General features: G+C 50.5%; 15 protein-coding genes. 3 read left to right on the forward strand and 12 right to left on the reverse strand.

Annotated elements, in window-relative coordinates; all coding sequences use genetic code 11:
- Positions 1 to 30 precede the first annotated feature (30 nt).
- The 3 genes from QOX44_RS11220 to QOX44_RS11230 all read right to left on the reverse strand — a co-directional run bounded on the left by QOX44_RS11220 (position 31) and on the right by QOX44_RS11230 (position 3268).
- A complete protein-coding gene (locus tag QOX44_RS11220; RefSeq protein WP_283683240.1) occupies positions 31 to 2034 on the reverse strand; it encodes an LTA synthase family protein in 2004 nt (667 codons plus the stop codon).
- A 14-nt stretch (positions 2035 to 2048) separates the two neighbouring features.
- The gene (locus QOX44_RS11225) at positions 2049 to 2864 is read right to left on the reverse strand and encodes a hypothetical protein (protein WP_283683241.1); all 816 of its coding nucleotides are present in this window, start codon (positions 2862 to 2864) and stop codon (positions 2049 to 2051) included.
- 104 nt (positions 2865 to 2968) lie between these two features.
- Entirely contained in the window at positions 2969 to 3268 is a 300-nt protein-coding gene (locus QOX44_RS11230) for a LysM peptidoglycan-binding domain-containing protein (protein ID WP_283683242.1), read from the reverse strand.
- 93 nt (positions 3269 to 3361) lie between these two features.
- Between QOX44_RS11230 and aroC the strand changes: the two genes are divergently transcribed.
- Positions 3362 to 4465: a chorismate synthase gene (aroC, locus tag QOX44_RS11235; protein WP_283683243.1), complete on the forward strand. Its 1104-nt coding sequence runs from the start codon at positions 3362 to 3364 to the stop codon at positions 4463 to 4465.
- A 125-nt stretch (positions 4466 to 4590) separates the two neighbouring features.
- On the opposite strand, the gene QOX44_RS11240 is transcribed toward aroC, so the two are convergent.
- Positions 4591 to 5655 carry a lactonase family protein gene (locus tag QOX44_RS11240; protein ID WP_283683244.1) on the reverse strand — a complete coding sequence of 355 codons (1065 nt, stop codon included), beginning with the start codon at positions 5653 to 5655 and terminating at the stop codon, positions 4591 to 4593.
- 190 nt (positions 5656 to 5845) lie between these two features.
- Between QOX44_RS11240 and QOX44_RS11245 the strand changes: the two genes are divergently transcribed.
- Positions 5846 to 6766, forward strand: coding sequence for an RluA family pseudouridine synthase (locus tag QOX44_RS11245; RefSeq protein WP_283683245.1), 921 nt, complete (start codon positions 5846 to 5848; stop codon positions 6764 to 6766).
- Positions 6767 to 6834: 68 nt separating this feature from the next.
- Here QOX44_RS11245 and trpS read toward each other — a convergent pair whose 3' ends face one another.
- Positions 6835 to 7839 (reverse strand): tryptophan--tRNA ligase, encoded by a 1005-nt coding sequence (trpS, locus tag QOX44_RS11250; RefSeq protein WP_283683246.1) that lies wholly within the window; start codon positions 7837 to 7839, stop codon positions 6835 to 6837.
- A 208-nt stretch (positions 7840 to 8047) separates the two neighbouring features.
- Here trpS and QOX44_RS11255 point away from each other — a divergent pair, with 208 nt between their 5' ends.
- Positions 8048 to 8527, forward strand: a complete 480-nt coding sequence (locus QOX44_RS11255; protein ID WP_283683247.1) for an S-ribosylhomocysteine lyase — start codon at positions 8048 to 8050, stop codon at positions 8525 to 8527.
- A gap of 17 nt (positions 8528 to 8544) precedes the next feature.
- On the opposite strand, the gene QOX44_RS11260 is transcribed toward QOX44_RS11255, so the two are convergent.
- The 7 genes from QOX44_RS11260 to QOX44_RS11290 form a co-directional block, all read right to left on the reverse strand.
- Positions 8545 to 11040: an ABC transporter permease gene (locus QOX44_RS11260; RefSeq protein ID WP_283683248.1), complete on the reverse strand. Its 2496-nt coding sequence runs from the start codon at positions 11038 to 11040 to the stop codon at positions 8545 to 8547.
- Entirely contained in the window at positions 11037 to 11708 is a 672-nt protein-coding gene (locus tag QOX44_RS11265) for an ABC transporter ATP-binding protein (protein ID WP_283683249.1), read from the reverse strand. The genes QOX44_RS11260 and QOX44_RS11265 overlap by 4 nt, the downstream gene beginning before the upstream one ends.
- Before the next feature lie 134 nt (positions 11709 to 11842).
- Positions 11843 to 13075, reverse strand: coding sequence for a sensor histidine kinase (locus QOX44_RS11270; protein ID WP_283683250.1), 1233 nt, complete (start codon positions 13073 to 13075; stop codon positions 11843 to 11845).
- Positions 13063 to 13755: a response regulator transcription factor gene (locus tag QOX44_RS11275; RefSeq protein WP_283683251.1), complete on the reverse strand. Its 693-nt coding sequence runs from the start codon at positions 13753 to 13755 to the stop codon at positions 13063 to 13065. The genes QOX44_RS11270 and QOX44_RS11275 overlap by 13 nt, the downstream gene beginning before the upstream one ends.
- On the reverse strand, positions 13752 to 14339 hold the full coding sequence (locus tag QOX44_RS11280; protein ID WP_283683252.1) for a DUF5662 family protein: 588 nt from the start codon (positions 14337 to 14339) through the stop codon (positions 13752 to 13754). The genes QOX44_RS11275 and QOX44_RS11280 overlap by 4 nt, the downstream gene beginning before the upstream one ends.
- Position 14340: 1 nt before the next feature.
- Positions 14341 to 16242 (reverse strand): hypothetical protein, encoded by a 1902-nt coding sequence (locus QOX44_RS11285; protein WP_283683253.1) that lies wholly within the window; start codon positions 16240 to 16242, stop codon positions 14341 to 14343.
- 44 nt (positions 16243 to 16286) lie between these two features.
- Positions 16287 to 17042, reverse strand: a complete 756-nt coding sequence (locus tag QOX44_RS11290) for an exodeoxyribonuclease III (RefSeq protein WP_283683254.1) — start codon at positions 17040 to 17042, stop codon at positions 16287 to 16289.
- Between the last annotated feature and the right edge of the window lie 44 nt (positions 17043 to 17086).

Consider the following 17086-nt stretch of genomic DNA (forward strand, 5'->3'; position numbering starts at 1 on the left):
CTATAAACGCCAGATCGAAATTGTCAAGCCTTAACCTCCAAAAAATTGGCTCATCCGGTTCTTCTCATCGACAAGATAATTGTACTGGAGAATTTTATAATCATTCAGTAGCTCTGCATACGTCTCATCCTCCCGCTGATAGAAGGTTCCGTTTGCATCACGGCAGACATTGCCCGTTATGACCGGAAGCTGTTCCATAAGGCTGCTCAAAAACTTCTGATAGCCGGTGAGCGGCAGCCCCGCCGCTTCCAGCAAAAGTCCTCCGAGATAATTTACACTGACTCCTTCATAATAGGTATGTTCCAGTCCGTAATTACTCCAGAGCAAAAACGGCACACGATAGCCGCGCTGCACATACTCCAAAGACTCCTCCGGCTGCGTCTTGCAGATACGCTCGATCACATCTGTAATATAGTCAGACGGCTGATGATCTCCAAACATCAGCACAACGACCGGCTCTTCCTGTTCCTCAAAATACAGAAGCAGATCCTGCAGCGCCCGGTCCGTCTCATTCATCAGCGTCAGATACTTTTCTGTCGCAAACACGCTCGTTGTCTTTGGAGAAACGCCCTCAAGCTTCAGATAAGACTCAAAATCCGGTGACGGCTTGCTGTAGCCGCCGTGATTTTGCATTGTCACTTCAAAAATAAAGGATCTTCCTCCCTGCGCCTTTGTCTTTTCAAACTCTTCTATGATCTTGTCAAAAGCCGCCCGGTCGCTGACATACCCACGCATACAGTGCGGATTTACAAAATCCTTCAGGCTTAAAAACTCATCAAAACCAAACCGCTCATAAACCTCGTCACGATCCCAGCCCGAGGCATTGTACGGATGGATCGCCGTCGCCGTATATCCAAGCGTCTTCAGATAAGAAGCCAGGGAGGGCATATCTTCATTGATATACTGCTGATACGGTACGCTTCCCACCGGCAGAAACGCCATGGTATTTCCTGTAAGGAATTCAAACTCTGTATTTGCCGTGTTTCCTCCCTTCACAGAGACGTACGCTTCCCCGCCGATAGCTTCCTGCTGCATCGACTTAAAAAACGGCATCACTTCCTCACTCGTCTGGAAGTCTCCCCATACAAACAGATCAGAAAACGCCTCATCCATGATCACTACAATATTTGGAAGCTCTGTCTCTTTTTGCATTCCGTCCTCTGCCATTTTCTGCGCATCCGAAGGCTTGTCTGCTCCCGCATCGGCCGCCTCCTCCTTTTCTGCCTGCGCAGCAAGCGCCTCTGCCTCATCCGCAGAATACCCTGCCGGCTCTTCTATACTGAGAAAACGCAGGTTTCCAAGAAACGCCGCAGCGATCCCGTTGTTGCGGTACAGCACATTCAGCGTAAACAGTGTAGTATCCATACCAAAAAAGCTCTGGACACTGCTCTTCTGGATCCCGCTCAGATAACCTGCCAGCAGCAGCACACTCAGGACGGCGCCTGCCAGCCGTATGCGCAGCCGCCGGAAGCTGACACGTGATTTTGAAGCAAGAAGGATGATCCAGATAAAGATCATCAGTACAAAAGCAACCTTCCAGGTTATGGTAAACGTATAATTATCTGCTACAGACGCCGCTGTACCAAGAGAAAGAAAATCCCACGGCACGATCGGCGACGAGCGGAAACTGACTACAAAATAATTGGCCAGTCCAAACAGCATCGGCACAAGCGTAGCTGCAAAAAATCCCCGGCGCACACTCCCGAAAAGGAATGTCGCGACTGCATACAAAAGATAAAAAAATGCCAGATTCAGCACAATGATCGGCAGATCCAGATCAGACAGAACATGCGTATAGTTTTCCAGCGCGCCAAACGCAAGCGCCGGAAGCGCCAGATACATCAGTGCAGATATCAGCTTTCCATATGTAACGTCAAAAAAAACAAACAGCCCTGCGCCAAGGGCCAGCAACAGCGCCACAGTAAAACGGGCAGTGTCCATTCCCTCTCCCGCTACTGCAAATCCTGTGATAATAAGCATAGCTGCGGCAGCGCCAAGCGCAGCCGCAGCTTTTTTCATTTTGAATTTCAACATTCTCAATCGTCCTTTTATTTTTTCACATGCTGATGTGTGAACAGATGGTCCTGACAGTACTCATAGTTGCCCTCACATTTGGAGCAATAGCGGAACTCCAGATGATCCCCGTCCTTTTCTGTCCTGCCGCATACTGCACATTTATGAATAGTCGCGCTCTTTGGCTGCACCTTCTTCACATTGCGTTTAAACTCATTTCTGCGGTGTACCTCTTTCGGAGAATACCGTCTGAGATTCCTGCTCATCAGGAAGAAAATGACGAAGTTCAGCAGGGACATCACGATCGATATCCGGTCTGCCCAGCTTCCCTGTACGACAGACAGGAGAATAAAGAATCCATAGATATAGCCCATCCACTTCATCTTGATCGGAATCAGGAAATACAGCATCACTTCCATATCCGGGTACGTCAGAGCGAAAGCCAGGAAGATCGACATATTAATATAGTACGTACTGTACCAGCCCACCTGACCCGTAAAAAAGTAAAGCAGAAATGCTCCGATCACGGTAAAGACAACACCGGAAAGGATGTATACATTAAACCGGAACGATCCCCACGTATACTCCAGTGTCCGTCCGAGAGAAAAATAAAAATACAGCATGATAAGTGTAAATATCGATAAGCTCTCAGGCGGCACCAGCACCCAGGTAATGACTCTCCAGATCTGACCGCGCAGCACGAGCGCCGGATTCAGATACAAAAAACTGATGATCTCCGGCATGAGCGCCGTGAGCAGATAGCCTGCCGCATAAACTGCGATCATGATCATTGGAAGATTCCGGATCGCATACTTTCCGTATTTTCGTTCCATTTTATCGAGAAAATTCATAGTCTATCCTCTTTCCTGAATATTTTTTGCTTCTGCTCATTATAAATTTTACCGCACTGTTTGTCAATCTGGACGCCGCCTGTTTTCTGTTTATTTATACTTTTTTAAGAAAGCGGACGCAGCTTCGGGATACATATCTGATCTCCCACCTGCAGGTTATACACATCTACGTAGGGATTCGCAAAAATCAGCGCCGATACTCTCACATGATATTTCTTTCCTAACAGATACAGCGTATCTCCTTTCCTGACTGTGTGGACAAAGCCAATACATCTGCCGGCACAACTCATCCTCCTCTTCTCCTTTCCCTGACCCGGCTGTCCGCCGGCGCCTTTTATCTTACTATATGCAAAAACCGCGCATCTGCCAAACAGCGGATGCCATTTTCGCGACAGTTCCGCCATTTTCCGGACAGCACACGGTTCTTCTCTTGCCAATCGCAGGCAGATGCGGTATACTCAGGTGCATCAAGCATAAACACGAAAGGCGGAAACAATATGGCAGGTTCATCCTTTGGAACTATTTTCAGAGTCACCACCTGGGGCGAATCACACGGAAAGGCAATCGGAGCTGTCGTAGATGGATGTCCGGCAGGCATCTCTTTGTGTGAAGCCGACATACAGACATACCTCGACCGGCGCAGACCGGGGCAGAACAAATACACCACCTCCCGGGCAGAAGCCGACGCCGTGCAGATCCTTTCCGGCGTATTTGAAGGAAAGACGACCGGCACGCCCATCTCTTTGATGGTCCTCAATCAGGATCAGCGTTCCAAAGATTATGGGACGATCTCTGAACTATACCGTCCCGGTCATGCGGATTATACCTTTGACCAAAAATATGGATTCCGGGACTACCGCGGCGGGGGGCGCTCCTCCGGCCGGGAAACGATCGGGCGCGTAGCGGCAGGTGCGATCGCCTGCCGGATGCTCGATGAGCTCGGTATCCGGGTGCGCGCGTACGTCTCCCAGATCGGTCCGGTATCCATCGACCGAAGCCGGATGGATCTCGATCGGATCGAGGACAGTCCTGTGCGTATGCCGGATCCGCAGGCCACCCGGGCGGCGCTTTCCTATCTGGACGCCTGCATCCATTCGCTTGACTCGAGCGGCGGCACCATCGAATGCAGCATCTGCGGCCTTCCCGCCGGACTGGGCGAGCCTGTTTTTGACAAGCTCGACGCCTCTTTGGCAAAAGCGGTTATGTCGATCGGCGCAGTCAAGGCCGTAGAGATCGGAGACGGAGTACAGGCAGCCATGGCCAGAGGATCACAGAATAATGATGCTTACACCTGCGGTGCTGACGGCACTCCCACAAAGGCTACGAACCACAGCGGAGGGATTCTTGGCGGGATCAGTGACGGAACTAACGTCCTGCTGCGCGCTTCCTTTAAGCCTACCCCATCGATCGCCCGGCCGCAAAGCATGCTCGGCAGAGACGGCGCATGCCATGAAGCAGTCATCCACGGACGCCATGATCCGATCATCGTCGCCCGCGCGTGTGTCGTTGTCGAAGCGATGGCTGCACTGACCATCGCAGACCATCTGCTGCTCCATATGTCCTCACGGATTGATTTTTTGAAAAAAATATATCAGAAATAAAAGCAGGACTTTCCAGCTCAGATAAGGGAAGCAGGGGCTGCTGCAATCCACGAAAATACGTGTTTTGCAGCAGCCCCTGACTGTTTTTTCATTTTCTTTTTTCATACGGCTCTTTGGCCATGCTTTTACGCTTCGTCTGTATACTCCGAAATCAGAATACAGTTTGGCGTCTCGATCTTGACGGGACGTCCCTTCATAACAAGCAGCCCCTTCTCATAGTCAATCGTAAAGAAGCGGATCTCATTTGTCTCATGATTGAGTACCACCAGTGTCTTTTCTCCCGGCAGCACATCAATATCCTTTGGATAATCTCCGCTGATCGGCAGACAGCAAAGCCGCGTAAGCAGGCCCGTCTTCTGATCTACCGCAAATACTGCCACCGTATTCTCCCCGGCAGTAGAAGCATAAAGGTATTTGCCGCTCGGCGCAAGCTTCATGCCGCAGCAGGCGCTCCCCTTTGTCTGCGGATCGCGCAGTACGGAGACAGACTGTATCCTTTCAAACTCCGGCGACTTTCCCGTACCATCATACGTATAGACTACGATCTCATTCGTCAGCTCACAGTTGATATAGGCATATCTGCCATCCTGACTAAACGTCAGAAGTCTGGGACCTGAATCCAGCTTGCAGCGCAAAATATCATACAGATTGATCCTTCCGGTCTGTTCATTAATCTTATAGATCTTGACCTGGTCCACTCCATTGTCCACTGCACAGAGATATTTGTCATCTGGCGTTGGCAGAACACAGCTTACATGCGGGCGGAAATTGCGCTCCGCCACGCTCCCAAGCCCTTTGTGGAAAACGCCGTCCATGATCGATCCAAGGCGGCCATCCCTGTGCGTGTGGACGACTGTCACCTTTCCGTCATGGTAACCTCCTACATACAGGAACTTTCCATTTTTATCGGTAGAAAGATAACACCCTCTCATACCATCTATCCCGACTTTATTGATCGGCTCCAACCCTCCGTCGGGCAGGATCCGCAGTACCTCTACGCCCTCATCCGCTATTGAATACAGATATTTGCCATTGTATGACTTTGTCATATGGGAGGCATTGTTGACTGGCACTACATCCCGCTCCGTCATATGCCCTGCCTCCACATCAATATCATATATGTGAATCCCGATGCTGCTGCCGTGTGTATACGTCCCAACATACGCTACATACTTCTTCTGACCGTCCATCGTCCAACCTCCTGTTTCCAAAAATCGCGTTATCTTTAGTCATCTTATCACATGTCCGCTTCTTTGTTAAGTAAAATATGCCCAAACCTCCCGGAAATCTATTGACACATCCCCTGTTTTGGGTATAATCAATCTCACAAAATCCACAAAGCAACCATTCACCGGCAAAGGAAGGACCGCAAAAACGATCATGGAAAGAATACTCTCCTGGCATATCACCCCCGCAGACGCAGACACGACAGTCGAACAGTTTCTCCGCAGCCGCGGCTGTTCCCACCACATCCTCACGCACTTAAAACGGACGCCCTGCGGCATTCTGCGAAACGATGTATGGGCGTATACAAATGAGCGTCTGTGCTGCGGCGATCTTCTTACGATCCGCCTGATCGAAGAAGCCTCCTCGGAAAATATTGTTCCAGTCAAAATGGCGCTCTCCATCCTTTATGAGGATGAGGATCTGCTCATACTGAATAAGCCCGCCGACACCCCGATCCACCCATCCATCAATAACCATGAAAATACACTGGCAAACGGCGTCCTGTACTATTTCGCCGCACAGGGGATCCCATTCGTCTATCGCTGTATCAACCGGCTCGACCGCGACACAAGCGGTCTGCTGATCATCGCCAAAAACATGCTGAGCAGTACGATCCTCTCACGTATGTCTGCCAGCCGCGAGATCCACCGGGAATATCTTGCGATCACAGAAGGCATACTGCCCTCCTGCGGGACGATCGATGCGCCCATCGCGCGCGCAAAGGATTCTGCGATTGCGCGCTGTGTTGACCGGGAGCACGGCGAGCGTGCCGTTACACATTATAAAAGCCTTGTACACCTCACAGATACCGCCTCCAAAATCCCTCTGACACTCGCCAGTGTGCGCCTGGAGACCGGACGGACCCATCAGATCCGCGTCCATATGAAGCATATCGGACATCCTCTGATCGGAGATTTTCTGTACAATCCATCTGCCACAGAGCTGATGCAGCGGCAGGCACTGCATTCGTACCGGCTCTCCTTTTGCCATCCGCTCACCAAAAAAGAGCTGGATTTTACGTGTCCTCCCCCAAAAGATATGATGCAGCTGCTGCCGGATCATATCTTTTTGTAAGGAGCCTAAAAAAGAACTTTAAAAAGGCAATACCACAGCAGGAGATGCTGCAGTATTGCCTTTTACACTTATCGGATCTTCTCTGGAAAACCAACCTTTTTTTGCACTTTGCGCAGTGTTTTCTGTGCAAAGTAATTCGCCTTTTCCGCATTTTCTTTGATAATACCGTCAATATAGGACTTGTCCTTTTCCAGCTCGGCAACGCGCTTTTGCAGCGGCTCAAGGATGGCAACAACCGCCTCGCCGACCGCCTCCTTAAACTGTCCGTAGCCGCAGCCTGCAAATTCTTTCACAACCTCATCCGGAGTCTTGTTCTGGCAGGCACAGTAAATATCGATCAGATTGTGCAGTCCCGGCTGTTCCTCACTGTAGCGGATCTCTCCCAGCGAATCTGTCACGGCGCGCTTACACTTTCTGCGGATCGTATCCGGGTCATCCATCAGGTAAATGCTGCCGTTTGGATTTTCATCGGATTTGCTCATCTTTTTTGACGGCTCCTGCAGACTCATGATCTTTGCGCCCGATTTCCCGATGTAGGCCTGCGGAACAGTAAATACGTCCCCGTAAACAGCATTAAAGCGCTGCGCGATATCCCTTGTCAGCTCCAGGTGCTGCATCTGATCGATCCCTACCGGCACAACGTCTGCCTGATACAAAAGAATATCTGCTGCCATCAGCACCGGGTACGTAAACAGCCCCGCATTGATATTATCCGCATGCTTGGAAGCCTTATCCTTAAACTGCGTCATGCGGTTCAGCTCCCCCATATAGGTAAAACAGTTCAGGATCCACGCAAGCTCCGCATGTCCTGATACGTGCGACTGATAATAGATACAGTTTTTCTGCGGGTCAAGCCCGGCTGCAATATACAGCGTCAGAAGTGCGCGTGCGCGCTTGCGCAGTGTTGCCGGATCCTGGCGCACAGTGATCGAATGCATATCTACCACAGAATAAAAGCACTCATATTCATCACTGAGCGTCACCCAGTTTTTGAGTGCGCCCAGATAATTGCCCAGTGTAAGATTCCCTGTCGCCTGCATACCGCTGAACAGGACCTTTTTCTCTCCTATCATACCCTTTTCCTCCTGAAACGTAACGTCTGCGGACGGCGCTCTGCGTGTATCCCATCCGCTTTTCCGGTAATTCTATCATTTTCGTATACTAAAGTCAAGGTTGTATCCCATGCTGCAATCTGCTAAAATAGTACCCGTATCCGGTTTATCCCATACGAAAAAACGGAAGAAAAACAGAAAAATCACTATGGAAAGGACGTCATCTGTCATGAAAAAAATTGCAAGCTTTACCATCGACCACATCCGCCTTCTTCCAGGGCTTTACGTTTCCCGCAAAGACCATATCGGAAGCGAAGTCGTTACGACCTTCGATATCCGCATGACAAAGCCAAACGGCGAGCCGGTCATGAACACCGCAGAAATACACACGATCGAGCACCTCGCCGCTACATTTCTGCGCAATCACGCACAGTACGGTGAAAAAACGGTTTACTTCGGTCCAATGGGCTGCCGTACCGGCTTCTATCTGCTGCTCGCCGGAGACTATGAGTCAAAAGACATTGTCCCACTGATGCGTGAGATGTTTACCTTTATCCGCGACTTTCACGACGAGGTGCCGGGAGCAAGCGCAAAGGACTGCGGCAACTACCTCGATATGAATCTTCCGATGGCAAATTATCTGGCGGAAAAATATCTGCGGGATGTTCTGGCCGATATCACGGAGGAGCGTCTGGTATATCCGCAGTAGTTTCGGCTTTGATTCGCCTATTCCCTGTAGCGGATCCGCTCGATCACAGACTCCCGTCTGACGCTGCGCGTGAGTAGAAACGACAGCAGGATCTGGAACAGCACCAGGAAGAGAACCAGCGCGGCAAGCTCTGTGACCGGAAAATGATACTGGTTCAAGCCAAACATATGCTCTGCCTTCCCGTAACGAAACAGACCATACCCGCATGGGATGCCGACAAGCATCGCTACCGCCAGTGTTCCAAGGGTAAAAATAAGCCCTTCGCCCTGCAAGCTTGCATTGAGCTGGCGGCTCGTCATCCCGATCGCCTGAAGCACGCCAAACTCCTGTCTGCGCGTCACAGCACTTACGACGAGCGTATTTGCCATATTCAAAAAGCTGATCACAGCGACCATGCCACTTAAAAGATACACGATCAGCTTTAAAAGCTCCATACTCATTCTGGAGACTTCGAGCGCGTCTTCATACGTCTCAAGCTCCAGATGTTCCTTTTCCAAAAGGAGCTCCCTGATCCCAGCTTCCACCGACTTTTCTTTTCCTTCCTCACACGTCACCCACACCTTAGATACCGGGCTATCCTCAAAGCCGAGTCTCCGATATACCTCTTCCGTGATCGCCCAGTCCGCGCCAAGCATTCCAAACGCACCCGCCACACGCGCCTGAAGCTGTGCCTGGCGAATCCCGTCTGTAAGCAGCAGCCTTTTCTCGTCTCCGACTGCCACGCCTTCATCGTCCATAAAATAGACTGCGCCCCACAGAATCTGCGGCTCTTTCGATACGCTTTCATATGAAAACTCGCCGGCGTAACCGCCAGCCTCCAATTCCCGCTCAAAAAGATCCTGATCTAAAACAAGCACGGAGTAGTCTTTTTCTGTCACATTCCCTTCTGCATCAAGAAGCTGTGCATACAGGATATTCTGCGTACTGACCTCTTTTACCCCGTCGATCGCACGCAGGTCTTCCAGCAAAGCAGCATCAATCGGATCCTCTCTCAAGATTGCGTCGAGATTTTCCTCTGGATATGCCTTATCGCCGATGGAATACTCTATTTCAATCTGAAAGTCTCCATACTCTACGGTTTTCCGGGCATCATATTCCATATCAATATTGCCTGCCAGATTCGCAAGCACAACAAAAAGTGTACAGGAAAGCCCCATCGTCACAATCGTCATCGCCGTTCTTTTTTTATTTGCAGACAAACTGGCAAATGTCAGCCCGGCTACGCCCATTTTTCGTTTTCCTCTGCGTACCCCCTGCTCCTTCTTTCCGGCGCTTCCTTCCTGATACCGCACCGCCTCAATCGGAGAGACCGCCGCCACAAGCCGCATCGGGCGACGAAGCGCGATCCACACCGTAAACAGGCAAAACAGGACTACCAGAAAAATCAGCGGCGGACAGATCGGCGAAACAATACAAAAACCCTGCGGTCGGTAGATGCCCTCCAGCCTCATCAGATACTCAAATGACAGCTTGGCAGACACTGTGCCAAGTACTGTCCCGACAGGGATACCCACTGCCGCAAGTACCATGCCCTCTGTCTGGATCAGTTGGCGCATCTGTTTTTTTGAGGCGCCAAGCGCACGTATTTTTCCATATTCCTGAATCCGGCGCACGATCCCCACCTGAAAAATATTATAGATGACCAGCACCGAAAACAGCACGATACATCCGCTGATCAGCACACATCCGACGATCAGCTCTGTTCCCGGGTACAGGCTCCATCTCAGATAATCATTGTTTACCTTCACATCTTTCTCTTCCACACCGACAAGCGATGCCAGCTCCCTGATCACCTCCTCTGCATTGTCTGTATTGATCTGTACAGAAGGCTGCAGGGTAAAGCAGACATTGTACTCCCTCTCCTGCGGCAAAACCACCGACTCATAGTATTCCTCTGACACAAAGACAGCCCGGTAGATGCCGGAGCCTACCTCATTTTCCCGGATGATCCCGCTGACCGTATACGTTTCTTCCTCGTACGGTGTTTCCATGTCAAAGCGCCGCTGTAAGGTCACTGTGTCTCCGACCTTTGGCTCCTTCATCCCGCATAGCTTTAAAAAGGATGCTCCTGCTGCGATCTCATTTCCCTCTTCCGGATAGTGTCCCTCGATCAGGCGGTTTTCCATATTGTTAAGCAAAAGTGCAGTTTCATCCGCATAATACATCGCACCATCCTGCTGCGTAAGTGCCATAAGCGCCATCCGGCCGATCTGGTCAAACTCACTGCGCAGCCGCATCTGTTCGATCTGTTTCTCACCTGCTTTTTTGAAATATCCATAATGCGAACCGCTCGCCAGCCCGGCGTTGACTTTCTGAGAACGCAGCATCCCATACCCGTAAGAAGCAATGAGCACGAGCAGCAGCGTAGTCAGACAGACTGTCACCATTACAAGAATGCTGCGCGTCCGGTCATTTTTATCATTGCATAATGCGAGTCTGCCGATCGTCATGCCGTGCCTGTTCCTGCGCAGCTTTCCCTCCCCTGTTCTCTTTTGTTCCCGCTCCTTTTTCATAGTCTGACCACCTCCCCGTCTTCCAGCAGGATCGTGCGGTCTGCCATCTGCGCGATATCCTCGTCATGTGTGATGATGACAAGTGTCTGTCCAAATTTCTGTGCCGATGCCTTTAACAGCGTCACAACCTCATCACTCGTCCGTGAATCAAGGTTTCCGGTCGGTTCGTCTGCAAAAACAATGTCCGGACGCGTCACAAGCGCCCGCGCGATCGCCACTCTTTGCTGCTGACCGCCGGACAGCGCACAGGGAAGATGATACAGCCGCTCACGCAGTCCGAGCGTATCAATAAGCTCCTCAACATACGGCTCATCAATCTTCTTCCCGTCAAGCCCGAGCGGCAGCACAATGTTCTCCCACACATTGATCGAGCTGACGAGATTGTACGCCTGAAATACGAACCCGATCTTTCTTCTGCGAAATACAGTCCGTGCATCCTCGCCGGGCCGATAAATATCCACGCCGCGGATCCGCACGTGCCCGGATGTGGGGCGGTCCAGTCCGCCCAGCATATGCAAAAGCGTAGATTTTCCAGATCCGCTTTTTCCGACGATCGCGACAAATTCTCCCTGCATGATCTCCAGATCCACGCAGTTGACTGCCTTCACCTGCTGCGTTCCTGTTCCATAAAATTTACAAAGTGCTTCTGCCTGTAAAATAACTCCCATACGATTTCTTCCTTTCTGGCTTCAGTATGCTGTATATCCTTTCCACTACTAATCTAGCAGATATTTCTTTCTGTTTTCTTTCATAAACGCAGAAAAAGCCTTACATTTTTGTAAGACTTTTTATCAAAACTACTTCACCCAAGCGGAAGCTGTATCACAAAACGACTGCCCTGGGGCTTCTGCGCCGCCACGCGGATTGTACCATGATGTTTCTCAATAATCTGACGCGCCAGATACAGGCCAATCCCCTGTCCGTTTTCCTCCCGGATGCGGGCATTGTCTCCGCGCCAGAAACGCCGGAAAATCCGATTGACATCCTCCGGCAAAATGCCGATCCCCTGATCAATGATCTCAATCCGTACTGAGACTGCCATCTGGAGCACTGTGATTGTCACCTGCGTACTGTCTGGACTGTATTTTACGGCATTTTCCAGAATATTGATCAAGGCTTCAGAAAGCCACCTGGGATCGTGCAATACCATAAGAGGTGCGCTTTGCGCATCTGTCTCCTCTAACACAACCGCTATCTCCTTTTCCCGTGCCCGCGGATAAATACGGTTAACTGCCGTCAATATCGTATCAAACAGCGGCGTACGCTGGAGCTTTAGCTCAATCAGACCTGTCTCAAGACGGGAAATCTGTAAAAGTGCATCGGTAAGCTCCTGAAGGCGTACCATCTGCACGGCACAGCGATTTTGAAATTCTGCATATTCATCCGGAGAGAGGGAGCCGCTGCACAGCAGCTCAAAGCTTGTCCAAAGTGCGGTAAGAGGCGTGCGGAGCTGATGCGAGATATCTGTAACCAGCGCTTTTGTCTCCTCCCGATCCGCACGCGCCGATGTATAGACCTGCCCGATGCGGTCGGAAAGCTGCGCAAGCTCCTCCTCAATCCTGACAAGCTGCGGCATATCTTCCGGCAGCGTATCACTGTCCCCGCAGCTCCCTCCCGTGTGCATACTGTTTTTCAGCCCGGCAAGCCGGTCACAGATCCACTGCACCGACGCCTCCGTCTCATTTCTTCTTTTGTTCCTGTCATACATATAGAGGAAGAGCAGCCCTGCGCCGGCAAGCCCTGTCGTAAGTGCATTCCAGAAAATCTGAAAAAACAGCTGCTTTTGTAAAGTTCCAACATAAGTATCTGTATAACCAAGCTCCCTCAGGGGCTCTTTCTCATCTTCACCGTCAAAAAAGGGGCCTTCCTTTAAATACCGGGCGATGCTCTCTCCCGGATCTTCTCCAAGCCCAAGCGCGCAAAGCTGCTGCTTTTCCTGATAGCTGCGACAGGCAGGATACGCAAGCGCCAGATTCACGATCACCCAGAAAAGAAATGTCGACAGGAAGATCCGCTTTGCTTTTATAGCCCCCATCGGCACTCCTTGCTCCAGACATAGCCAAGCCCGCGCACATTTTTAATATACATCGGATCTGTCCTGTCTGGCTCGATTTTTTCCCGCAGGCGGTTGATATTGACCGCCACAGTATTATCATTGACAAAGCTTCCCTCAACATCAAAAAGACATTCTAAAATCTGTCCTTTTGAAAGGATCTTCCCGGCATTTTCTGCCAGCAGACACAATAGCTTCCATTCATTCCGGGAAAGTGGAATCTCCTCTTTATCCCGAAACAGCTTCATCGCATCAAGCTGTACGGTCAGATCCCCGCTTCTAAAGCAGTTTTTCGAGTTTCCGCCGCACCGCTCCAGATACGCCCGCAGCTTCAGCGTAAGCACAGAAAGACTAAACGGCTTTGTAATATAATCATCTGCTCCAGCACCGTACCCCATCACCTGATCCGTCTCCTGGTCAAGCGCTGTCAGACAGATAATATAGGCGCTGCCACTCTCGCGCGCTTCCTTGACAAGGGCCAGACCGCTGCCATCCGGCAGATTTATATCACACAGCAAAATATCCGGATAGCTCTGACGCAGCCTGCCTTTTGCTTCGCATAGTGTGGCAGCTCTGCTTACCTCATACCCTTCCTTCTGCAAAGAAAATGCAACTGCGCGGTTGACGCTCTCGTCATCCTCTACCAGTAATATCTTCGTCATATCTCATAACCTTTTAAATAATAGTCCCGCACAAAGCGGATCAGCTCCTCCTCGCCGCGCTCATCCAAGATGCGAAGCATCCCGCGCAGCTCCTTTTCGGTCTGCGGATGCAGCAGATAATGGCTTTTTCCTTTTTCAAAATATAAAAGGGGATGATGCTGCGTATACGTCTCTTTATTATAATTTTTGGATGCGCTGATCCGGTCCATCAGCATCTCAGCCACATACCGGCGCGGCATCTGTACCGGCTGCAGCGGACACCGGTCGCTGACCGGATGAAGCGCGTAATCCGTCCAGTATTCAAAATGGTGACGGTTGCGTCCCTTGTGATGCATCCACGCATAAGAATAGCCCTTCTCCCTTCGTTCTCCATTGTTCGGACTGCTCTTTCCATCCTCATAATACCGAAATCCCATCAAAAGCTCTGAGGGAAGATACTTGGACAGATCATGCGTAAGCCCCTGCCAATACAGCCCAATGCGGAAGCAGTGCTGCAGCACCAGCATTTTATGTTCATTTATCGTTTTCCAGTGTCCCCGGATCTTTCTCCAGGTAATCCTCTGGTTCTCTTTTTGCAGTTCCATATTATTTTCCTTCCAAAATCACAATTGTTCTTGCCAGAACAGTAAACGATTTCGCCTCCGGCAGCTTTTCCTGTGCTTCCTGCGGGATAAAACTCTCGCGAAGTGAGGTATCCATCACCTTGTACCATACCATCTTCTGAGGAAGCAGCGGAAGAGCAAATTCCTGCGCTTCCCAGTGGAAGTTATAGGCGATATAGAGAAAGCCCTTTTCTCCGGCATACGCTCCGGAATACATACATCCGAGATGACGCCTGATGTGTCCGAAATCTCCATACCATGCCCGCTCTCCGTGAAAGGAAAGATCCGGGTAGCCCGTAGAGAGCAGATCCGAGCATGTCATCTGTCTCGTCTGATGAAGCATCCGGTGCATGTTCCGATAAGCAACTGCTTTTTGCACAAACTCCAGAAGCTCCCGGTCACGCCGTCTGCCGCTCCAGTCTACCCACGACAATTCGTTGTCCTGACAGTAGGGATTATTATTCCCATTCTGGGAATTTCCAAACTCGTCTCCGGCAAGCAGCATCGGAGTCCCCTGTGCAAACAGCAGCATCGCAATTGCATTTTTTCGCTGGCGCATACGCAGATTTTTAATTTCGCGCCGGTTTGACGCCCCTTCTGTTCCACAGTTCCAACTGAAATTATAGTCTGTACCGTCAAGGTTCTGCTCTCCATTGTCAAGATTATGCTTGGCGTCATAGGACACCAGATCAGACAGGGTAAAACCATCATGGTTCGTCATATAATTCACCGGCCGGATTCCTTTGGGGTTGCTTTGCAGCCGTCTGGAAAATGCGCGCAGCGCATCTTCATCCCCCTTTAGCAGCCTGCGGCAGTCATTCATAAACCCATCATTTGACTCGGCAAGAAGCGCCCGTCCTTTTTCACTGTTCCAGTTCTTCAGATCCTCTGCGTACCAGTTGCAGATCAGCTTCCTCGTTCGAAACAGCGGCAGACGGGAAAGCTCCTGTACAACGCTTTCTCGTGCGATCACAGAAAAGCCGTCAATGTGATACGTCCGCGCCCAGTAGCAAAGGCAGTCCGAGATCATTGAAATATCTGCTTCCGGGACAAAGTAAAACTCAAGGATCACCTCGATCCCGTTTCTGTGAAAAGCTTTTACCATATCCTTTAATTCTTTCTGCGCATCCTGTCCGTACGCATAAGCACTTTTCGGCGCAAAATAAAATCCCGGTCCATATCCCCAGAAATTCATTTTATACTCTGCCTGTCCGCAGGGAGCGTCCGTTCCCTCCCTGGCATTTGTATGCACAGGCGCTTTTTCGCAGGCGTACTCCGGATGCTGCAGCTTTTTTGTGCCGCCTGCGATCCTCGGCACAAGCTCTTCAAACTCATAGACCGGCATCAGCTTGACCTGATTGATCCCAAGCGTCTTCAGATACGGAATCTTCTCCCGCAGTCCTGCAAAGGTCCCTTTTTTCCTGACGCCTGAATTCGGATGCATCGTATATCCACGCACATGCAGATGATACATGACCGCATCTTCATACGGGATGGAAGGCAGCTGATCTTTCTCCCAGTTATAGGAATGTTTCACAAAACCGGCACGGACCGCATGAGCCGACGCGTCTGTGCGCACGCCAAACGTCTCTCTTCCGCAGATTCTGGCCGCATACGGATCTGTCACTACCTCGCCTGCATCCAGAAAATTGTATTCATACTGCATACTGTCAACTGCCACCTTCATAGAATAATAGCAGTCTCCTGTCTCTGAGTCCGGGAAAGGCAGTCTGGCTGCGATCTCCTCGCTTCCCCTGCGGTAAAGGAGCAGCTCGGGCACTCCCTTCCCCGAAGCAAAGAAACCAAAATGGATCCCGTTTTTCTCTACTGCTACTCCCGGCGTCCTGCCATGGTCTGCTGTCACTTTAAACGTGTCTTTCTGCACTGTATTCTTCCGCCTTTCTGTTGAAATCGTTTCTGTGATGGACGTCAGACAGAAATATCAAGCTCCACCGGACAGTGGTCTGATCCGAAAATCTCCGTGTGGATCCTCGCATCCTCCAGCTGCTCCCGCAGCGCTTCTGACACACAAAAATAGTCGATACGCCATCCTGCATTTTTCTCACGCGCTTTAAACCGATACGACCACCAGCTGTATATCCCCTCCTGATCCGGATAAAAATAGCGAAAGGTATCGATAAAGCCCTGATCAATAAGCTCTGTAAACTTTGCCCTCTCCTCATCTGTAAATCCGGCATTTCTGCGGTTTGTCTTCGGATTTTTCAGATCGATCTCCCGGTGTGCGACATTGAGATCGCCTGCAAAAATGACTGGCTTCTCCTTCTCCAATGCTTTCAGATACGCCAGAAAATCCTCCTCCCACTGCATCCGGTAATCAAGACGGGCAAGCTCATTCTGAGAGTTGGGTGTGTACACCGTCACAAAGTAAAACCGGTCAAACTCCAGCGTGATGACACGCCCCTCCTGGTCATGTTCTTCTATGCCCATCCCATACCTGACTGCAAGCGGCTCCTGCTTTGTGAAAACAGCAGTTCCTGAATATCCTTTCTTTTTTGCATAATTCCAGTACTGATGGTAGCCCGGCGTATCAAGCTCGATCTGCCCTTCCTGCAATTTGCTCTCCTGAATACAGAAAATATCCGCATCCGCCTCGCGAAAAAAATCCATAAACCCCTTCTGAACACATGCCCGAAGACCGTTTACGTTCCAAGATATTAATTTCATAATTTGCTCTCCTGTTCTATGCTCCGATAACAGCCTCTGTCCGC

The sequence above is a fragment of the Parablautia sp. Marseille-Q6255 genome, from assembly GCF_951230155.1.
Lineage (GTDB): Bacteria > Bacillota > Clostridia > Lachnospirales > Lachnospiraceae > Choladousia.